Raw genomic sequence first — 8,417 nt, 5'->3', positions numbered from 1 at the left:
TATCTCAACCTCAATCTTGCCTAAGTATATTTACTCAGTGCCTAATTGAGATGCTCCCGAGATTAGGAGCTTTTGACTATTTAGTCAAAAGTGATATCACTAAATTTTCATTACAACGAAGTATTCATAATTTATTGGATAGCTTTGCCTTAAGTCACCAGCTAGAGATCGCCCGTAAAAGAGAATTATTGATTTCGCAAACTGCCCTTAATATTCGCCAATATTTAAATCTAAATGATATATGTCGGATAGTTGTTCGGGATGTCCGTAAGGCGATTAAAGCCGATCGCGTCCTGATCTATAAGTTTTCCGCAGATATGACCAGAGAAATCATTGCCGAGGCAGTAATTCCTCCTTGGCAATCCTGTGTGGATCTCTCGCTTGAGCAAATCTGCACTCCTTCTTTTACCGAGCAAATGCAAGCCCATGCCGATGGACAGGTTTTTGCTCACGCTGATATCTCTAGCGCTAACCTGTCTGAATGTCATCGGGAAATGTTGTCAGGGGTTCAGGTTCGTGCCAATGTCATTGTCCCGATTTTATTGACAGATAATCCCCTCAGAAGTGGCGCAGCTTCCAATCATCCCGATCAAAATCATCCCGATCAAAATCATCTCCATCAGCAAATTCTATGGGGGCAAATCATTGTGCATCAATGTGCGACTCCGCGTAATTGGGAAGAGCATGAAATTTTGCTCCTTCAGGAATTGTCGATCCAATTAACGATCGCGATCCAGCAAGCGGAAATCTATCAAGATCTGCAAAATCTGAATATTTCCTTATCGCAGCAGGTGCAGGAACGCACAGCGGAAATAGAGGCGAGCGAACAAAAGTTACGTTCTCTTGTCGAATCGATCCCTGACATTATTAATTTAGTTAATGTCGATGGCGTTTGTCTTGAGACTAAGTATTGTAAAACTCCGTACGATCTTTTCCCAGAGCTTAAGAACCCCATCGGCAAAAAATTGGATGAGTTATTACCGCAGCAAGCTGCCACCGAACAGTTGCAAGCAATTCGACAGGCGGTCAGAACTGGGGAAATCCAGATCTTCGAGCAGGTGGTGATCGATAACCGACTGCGATACGAAGAGATTCGCGTAGTTCCCGCCCAAGCAAATGCAGCGATAATTATCGCCCGTGATATCACAGAGCGCCGCCTTGCCGAACAAGCTCTTTTAGCCAGTGAGTCAAGATTTCAGAAAATATCGAAATCCTGTCCTGAAATCATTCTAATTTTTGTGCAGAAACCCGATGGTTATGCTCATTTTGAATATCTAAGTTCGGCATTTGAGATAATTTGCGAAATACAGGTTGAAGAGGCTTTGTGCCATCCTCAGCTTTTATTCAATCAAATTCACGATGCCGATCTTGCCGATCTATGGGAAGCGATCGGACTAAGTTTGGAAACCTTGTCTCCCCTTAACCATGAGTGGCGGGTTGTAATGCCTTCTGGCAAAATCAAGTGGCTCCGATCTAACTTATGTCCTGAACGCCGAAAAAATGGCGACGTAGCTTGGTATGGGGTAATTTCCGATATTAGCGATCGCAAACAGATGGAAATCGTATTAGAGAAAGAAGTCATTCGCAATAAAACCCTATTGAATGCTTCTTTTGATGGGATTGTGATCCTTGATAGCAAGGGAAATGTGATTGAATCCAATCAGAGTTTTGCGGCGATGTTAGGTTATACCCTCGAAGAGATGCGCCAACTTAGTATCTACGACATAGATGTGAAATGGAATCGCGAAGAACTGGTAAGAGTCAATCAAGAGTGTACGCTCAAAAAAAGTCTTATGTTTGAGACTCTCCATCGTAGTAAAGATGGCAAGATTTATAACATAGAGGTTAGCGCAAATTCACTGGAATGGGATAACGATGTCATTGGATTCTGTATTTGTCGCGATGTGACGGAGCGCAAATTAGCCGAGCAGGCTTTACGTCGTCAAGAACAGGAGGTGAGAACCCTCATTGAAAATTCCCCAGATGTGATTGCCCGATACGATCGCGATTTTCGCCTTACCTATGTCAATTCAGCCATCCGACAATTATCGGGGAACTCTCCTCAATCATATGTCGGTAAGTCTATGCGGGAAGTGAATCTACCCGAACATATTGTAGTGCAGTGGGAAGACAGTCTAGAAAAAGTGTTTACCAAGGGTGAACCCGCTGTAATAGATACAAAATTGCATGGAATTAACAGGGTTATATATTCGCAATCAAGATTTTTGCCAGAGTTTGATAGCAATGGCAATATTGTGTCCGTAATGCTGATCTGGCGCGATTTTACCGAGCAGAAACTGGCGGAAGTAGCCTTAAAACAAAAAATCCAGCAAGAGAAACTGCTCAATCGCTTTATTCAAACGATTCGTGGTTCCTTAGATTTACAGATGATCTTTGATTCCGCAACTTTTGCGATCGCGCATTTACTCAATTTAGAACAGGCTGTGATCGTTGAATATATGCCCGAACGTCAAATTTGGAAACATATTGCGGTATTTAAGGATAGTCCCGAATTATTGGATACATTAGGACCAGAAATCCCCGATAGAGATAATCCCTTTGCTGAGAAGCTAAAGGGCGCGGAGATTGTCCAAGTTAATGATTCCGATCAGATTGAGGATGAAATTAATCGGGAACTAGCCAAAACTAAGTCAGGGGCTTGGTTAATGGTTCCGATCATTACCAACCAAACGGTATGGGGGAGTTTGAGTGTCCAGAGATCCCACAAGATTGCTGCGTGGGAGACTCATGAAATTGACTTGACGAAAACTATCGCTAATCAAATTGCGATCGCTATCCAGCAGGTACATCTGTATCAAAAGCTTCAGTTAGAACTAGCCGAACACAAACAGACGGAAATTGCCCTTGCCCAGGCCAAGGAGCTAGCAGAAGCTGCCAATAAATCCAAGAGTGAATTTTTGGCTAACATGAGCCATGAAATTCGCACGCCGATGAATGGAGTTGTTGGCATGGCGCAATTACTAGCTTCTACGCCTTTGAGAAACGATCAAAAAAACTTTGTCCAAATTATCTTAGATAGCGGTGATGCCCTACTAAATATTATTAATGATATTCTTGACATATCAAAAATTGAATCTGGAAATTTGCAACTAGAACAGAAAGAATTTAACTTTGATGATACAATCGGTTCCGTTTGTAAACTCCTAGGCAAACAGGCTTTTGATAAAAATATCAATCTCCAATGCCAAATTAGCGATCATGCTCTAACAACAGTTTTAGGCGATAGTTCGCGATTGCGACAGATATTTATTAACTTAATTGGCAATGCGATTAAGTTTACCGAACAAGGCTACATCAATATCAGCTATTCCCGTAAACCAATTACTAATAACATCTATGAATTTAGATTCTCCATTGTAGATACGGGGATTGGTATCGATAGCGATCGCATTGATAAGTTATTCACACCCTTTACTCAAGCTGATGCTTCGATCAATCGTCAGTATGGGGGCACTGGGCTAGGTTTAGCGATTTGCAAACGGATCGTGGAGTTGATGAATGGAACAATCTGGGTAGAAAGTCGAGGTCAAGTAGGAGGTAAGCCTCCATCAGATTGGATAAGCGATCCTGCTAGCAGTAATACACAGGGTTCCACATTTTATTTTACAGTTACTTTACCCTTAGCTTCAGACAGTCAGATTTCTACAGGTCAGGAGCATACGAGCATAAGCAAGCTAGGAAATACCCTCGATCCAGTCCCTCTCAAAATTTTGGTGGTTGAAGATAATATTCTCAATCAAAAAATAGCCGTTCTCATGTTAGAAAAACTTGGATATAAAGTAGATGCGGTGAATAATGGTCGAGATTGCCTAGATATGTTCCTCAATCAAGATACAAATCAAGATACAAATCAAGATACAAATCCAACGTATGACATCATATTTATGGATGTAAAAATGCCTGTCATGGGTGGACTAGAAGCGACCCAGTTAATTCGCAAACGTTTATCATCAAGCACTCAGCCTTGGATTGTAGCAATTACTGCTGATGTTCTTCCCCATGATTATGAGGCTTGTATTAATGTGGGAATGAATGACTATATTAGTAAACCCATTACTATTAAAGATATCAAGCGAACTATCTCTCAATATATGAATCAGGCTCCTAAGTAGCTCAGAACCAAAGGAATTTTTGAAAGCGTTGCAAAGCAACGCTTTCAAAAATTCTTTTGTGGTTCGTTTGATCGATAATTGCTGTAATACCAATTCCCAAAAGTGTGGCTACACTTTTGGGAATTGAAAACCAAACCCAGTAAGGGTTTTAAAATCACAAAATGGCGTAGCCATTTTGTGATTTGGTATAAAACTGAACGGGTTGACTCAGATTCCCAATGATTAGCAATTAGGGCGGCGGCGCTTGACTCTTGAGCAAATGCTTGTCTAAGCAAATGATTAGATTACTCTATTTCACCTCTGAGCTTAGCTATTTGAGCTAATTCTGCCAAATCCATTGCTTCTTGATGTAATACGTTAACTTGCGTCATTTTTTGAGCTGATACTAAGGCAATGAGTATGATTGTATTTTATGGTGATCGCTTGGTCGGATATCGTATAATTTTAATAACTTAGGTAAAACACTATGCTTTATTATTTGGTGATCGTTCAAGCACAGGAACAATTGCAAACGATGACTAAAAACCTCTTCGATCCATCGGTTGTATTGAAGCATTGTGTATAATAACTATCCATAAACTTACAAAAATCAACACTTTTTCATGTATTTGAAGTGAGTATCTTATGCAAAATGAATTATCAGTTAGAAGTGAAAATATTCAAACTATTTATGGATTGTATAGAAATGAGAACTTATTGGTAAATCGACGCTACCAGAGGAAATTGGTGTGGGCTGTTGATGAAAAGCAGAGTTTTTTAGATTCGATAATACAAGGCTTTCCAGTACCAATAGTTCTGCTAGCTGAAACAAAGTACAACCAAAAAGACGTATTTGAAATCATTGATGGAATGCAGAGAATGAATGCGATTAACTCGTTTATAGAAAATGAATACGATCTTGATGGGAAATACTTTGATCTGAACACAATGGTTGAGACTAAAGAGTTGTTGGATGCTGGAATGCTAATTCAGAAAGAACCTATGCTTGAACGTGAAAAATGTTCTTTAATAGCCAGATATCCTTTACCATTGTCTGTCTACAGCTTTAATGATGACAAAAAAGTAGATGAAGTTTTTAGAAGGATTAATTCAAATGGTCGCTACTTATCATCACAGGAACTACGCTCAGCAGGTGCAATAGGGAAGTTCCCAAATTTAGTAAGGAAAATAGCTGAAGAAATTAGAGGTGACACAACTCAATCTGATTTGTTGCCATTATCTAAAATGTCAAAGATTAGTATTAATAATCGCTCTTTAGATTATGGAATTAATGCAGATACTATCTTCTGGATAAGGCAGGGTATTATAACTAAAGAGTTATTAAGAAAATCTAGAGATGAGGAGATCATAGCTGATTGCCTTGTATACATGACTTTAACAGAATCTCAAAGGACAAGCTCTGAGATTTTAGATGAACTTTATGGATATAAAGGAAATAGTAATAGAATGCAGGAGATTGAGATTGCTTTACAACAAGTTGAACCTTCAATTGTCCGTTCCCAATATCTGCAAACGCATGACACCATAGCAAATGCGATGGATGATCTAGAAAGTAATTTTAATCAATACGCCTTGGAGAATACCTCTCAAAGCATACCAAGATACTATACTGTCTTTTTTCTTGCGATTTTCAATTTGTTGTTTAGGCAAAACATGGAAATCGCTGATCGTAATTTGTTTTATCAGAAATTAAAAAATATTGGTAAACACATAACTATTACTGTTGGAGGAAATTGGAGTGCAGTAAACAAACAGGATAATATCAATGCAGTGACTGGAATATTAAGACCAGCATTTAAAGAGAAGGAATCAGTTGATCCTGTAACTAGTTCTTGGACTACAGAATTTTTATCACTTCTCAAGCAATCAGAAATCGAACAAAATCTTTATGATTTCAAACAAGGATTTATACGATTAGATGGTCAACATACCTTTGACGATGATTGTTTTGAAAAGGTTATTAAAACTTTAACAGCTATGGCAAATGATGGGCCAAAATCTACTGGGTATGTTTGTATTGGTGTAGCAGACAATCAAGATGATGCTAAACGGTTGAAAAAACTTTATGGTGTTAAGACAGAAATAGAAAATGGATTCTTCATTACAGGAGTAAACCACGAAATTGAAAAATCAGGTACTGGTGCTGAAGAGTGGTTTAAGAATACATTGAGAAAAATCGACAAAAGTCCTGTCACTCAAACTTTTAAAGACAATATAGGAAGAAATGCAAGATTGATTAAATTTAAAGGGAAATATATTTTAATTCTCAGCGTCAAAAAATTGGGTGAAGCAGCTATATATGGAGAAGGTTATTTTCAAAGGAAAGGTCCAGAACTAGTACCTGTTAAACCTATAGCTTACCCTCAGTTTTTTGCAAGATTTTAAGGTGGCTTGCAGGTTGCAGAGTTTCAAGTTAATTCTATATATGAGAAAAGCAATTTCTGTTTTGATGCTTTTGGCAATTGCATATATTAGAAAGATGCTTTATTGAGCTGTATGCTAACAAATCATAAGTAAAGTTGTAAAACTGCAAGATGAGAATTAATAATTTTAGTTTTAAAAATATTAGCCAAAATTGGCATCTAGAAAAGACCTACTTTGACAACTTAAATCTGTTAGTTGGCGCTTCTGGAGTTGGGAAAACTAGAATTCTTAAAGCACTTTATTTAATCTGTAATGTTGCTCAAGGCGAAGTCCAAATGTTAGAAAATGTAGAATGGTCTATTGACTTTTCTCATTTAGGACAAAAATATCGATGGGAGCTAAAAGCATTAAACCCAACCGAAACAACTTTTTCTAGTGAGCAAAATCACTCTGAGATTGTAGATGAAAAGCTCATTAAATATGCAGAAGATAACGAATCTATAGAAATTCTTCATCGCACTAAAACAGAATCTACATTAAATAAAAGTCAAATCCCAAAGCTTAAAAGAACTGAAAGTGCGATCAATCTCCTTTCAGAAGAAGATTCTATTACACCTATATCTGAAGCATTCAAAAGATTTATTTTTAATGAAACCCCTCAAAGTGTAATTGTTTCTTCTGGATTTGATCCTAGCAATGTACCTCTATTGCCAGATTCTAAATTAGAAGATTCTGATCCCTATCTTTATTTACAAAAATTCAAAGTAGCATCTGTAAATACTCCTACAGTGCTTAAAGCATATTTCTTACAAAGATTCTTTCCTCATATATTTAATGAAATAAAATATACCTACATCGAAATTTTTCCTAGTGTACAAGATATCAAAATCACTATTAACAGAGAATCCGATAATCGTTATAGTCTTCTATTTGAAATCAAAGAAATTTTTTCCGAGAATTGGATTACGCAGTTGCGAATATCATCTGGTATGTATCGAACGTTAACTTACTTGATAGAAGTGATTGCTGCACCTGAAGAATCAATTATTATGATAGATGAATTCGAGAATAGCTTAGGCATTAACTGTATGCCACAACTAACAGATTTTATTCTAGACAAATCGCCTAATCTACAATTTATTTTGACCAGTCATCATCCCTATATCATCAATAACATCCCTTGGAAGACTTGGCAATTAGTGAGCAGAACCAACGGGACAATCAGAACTAGAAAAGCTGTAGATATTCCTGAACTCAATACAGCATCTAGTCTAGACAAGTTCACACAACTAATTAACTTACTCGAACATGAGGAAGAAACTGCGTGAATCTCTTGTTCTTAGTTGAAGGAGGAAAAACAGAACCGAAAGTCTACAAAGCTTGGCTATCGCATCTATTCCCGCAGATCAACTTTGTAGATAGACCTGAAGATATGACCACTAACTCATGCCGAATCATTGCAGGTAATGGCTATCCCAACATGGTGAGCGCTCCCAAAATCTATGGAGGACGCTCCCGATTAGAAGAATGTTTACTAGACATCAAAAAATACAATAATATCGATCATTTCTTCATTTGTGTGGATTCAGAAGATGATCCTTATCAAACTAGATTCGATGAAATTCATAACAAACTGGAAGACTTCAAAACCAAACTGGGTATAGATCAAACTCAAGCTACAGAATTTCATATTATCGTTCAAAATTGTTGTCTTGAAACTTGGGCGTTAGGCAATGCTGATATTCCGGCGTTGCACAAATGAGAGATGAATGAGTAAATAAAAGATAACGAGTTTTAGCAATGAAAAACAATGAAATGTCCAAAGTGTGGTTCAACACATATTCGTAAAAATGGGAAACGAGGAGACAAACAAAATCATATTTGTGCTGATTGCGGTCGTCAGTTCATTGATTAACTACT

Annotated in this window: 4 protein-coding genes and 1 pseudogene; all 5 read left to right on the top strand. The window is 37.7% G+C overall.

The genetic code is table 11. The features are described from left to right. The first annotated feature begins 50 nt into the window (after positions 1-50). Entirely contained in the window at positions 51-4,133 is a 4,083-nt protein-coding gene (locus PSE7429_RS23875) for a PAS domain S-box protein (RefSeq protein WP_009628936.1), read from the top strand. 624 nt (positions 4,134-4,757) lie between these two features. Then, positions 4,758-6,518, top strand: coding sequence for a DUF262 domain-containing protein (locus PSE7429_RS18890; protein WP_009628934.1), 1,761 nt, complete (start codon positions 4,758-4,760; stop codon positions 6,516-6,518). A gap of 149 nt (positions 6,519-6,667) precedes the next feature. Further along, positions 6,668-7,825: an AAA family ATPase gene (locus tag PSE7429_RS18885; RefSeq protein ID WP_009628933.1), complete on the top strand. Its 1,158-nt coding sequence runs from the start codon at positions 6,668-6,670 to the stop codon at positions 7,823-7,825. Then, the gene (locus tag PSE7429_RS18880) at positions 7,822-8,259 is read left to right on the top strand and encodes a hypothetical protein (protein ID WP_009628932.1); all 438 of its coding nucleotides are present in this window, start codon (positions 7,822-7,824) and stop codon (positions 8,257-8,259) included. The genes PSE7429_RS18885 and PSE7429_RS18880 overlap by 4 nt, the downstream gene beginning before the upstream one ends. Positions 8,260-8,307: 48 nt before the next feature. Next, positions 8,308-8,409: pseudogene (locus PSE7429_RS25745) on the top strand (IS1/IS1595 family N-terminal zinc-binding domain-containing protein); the annotation flags it as partial. Positions 8,410-8,417: the final 8 nt, after the last annotated feature.

The sequence above is a fragment of the Pseudanabaena biceps PCC 7429 genome, assembly GCF_000332215.1.
In the GTDB taxonomy this organism is placed as follows: domain Bacteria; phylum Cyanobacteriota; class Cyanobacteriia; order Pseudanabaenales; family Pseudanabaenaceae; genus Pseudanabaena; species Pseudanabaena biceps.
This window is presented reverse-complemented; position numbering and strand designations above follow the sequence as displayed.

What these genes read in the sequence shown, in the direction of transcription:
- PSE7429_RS23875 (WP_009628936.1), top strand. Translation starts at nt 51, where the DNA reads ATGCTCCCGAGATTAGGAGCTTTTGACTATTTAGTCAAAAGTGATATC.
- PSE7429_RS18890 (WP_009628934.1), top strand. Translation starts at nt 4,758, where the DNA reads ATGCAAAATGAATTATCAGTTAGAAGTGAAAATATTCAAACTATTTAT.
- PSE7429_RS18885 (WP_009628933.1), top strand. Translation starts at nt 6,668, where the DNA reads ATGAGAATTAATAATTTTAGTTTTAAAAATATTAGCCAAAATTGGCAT.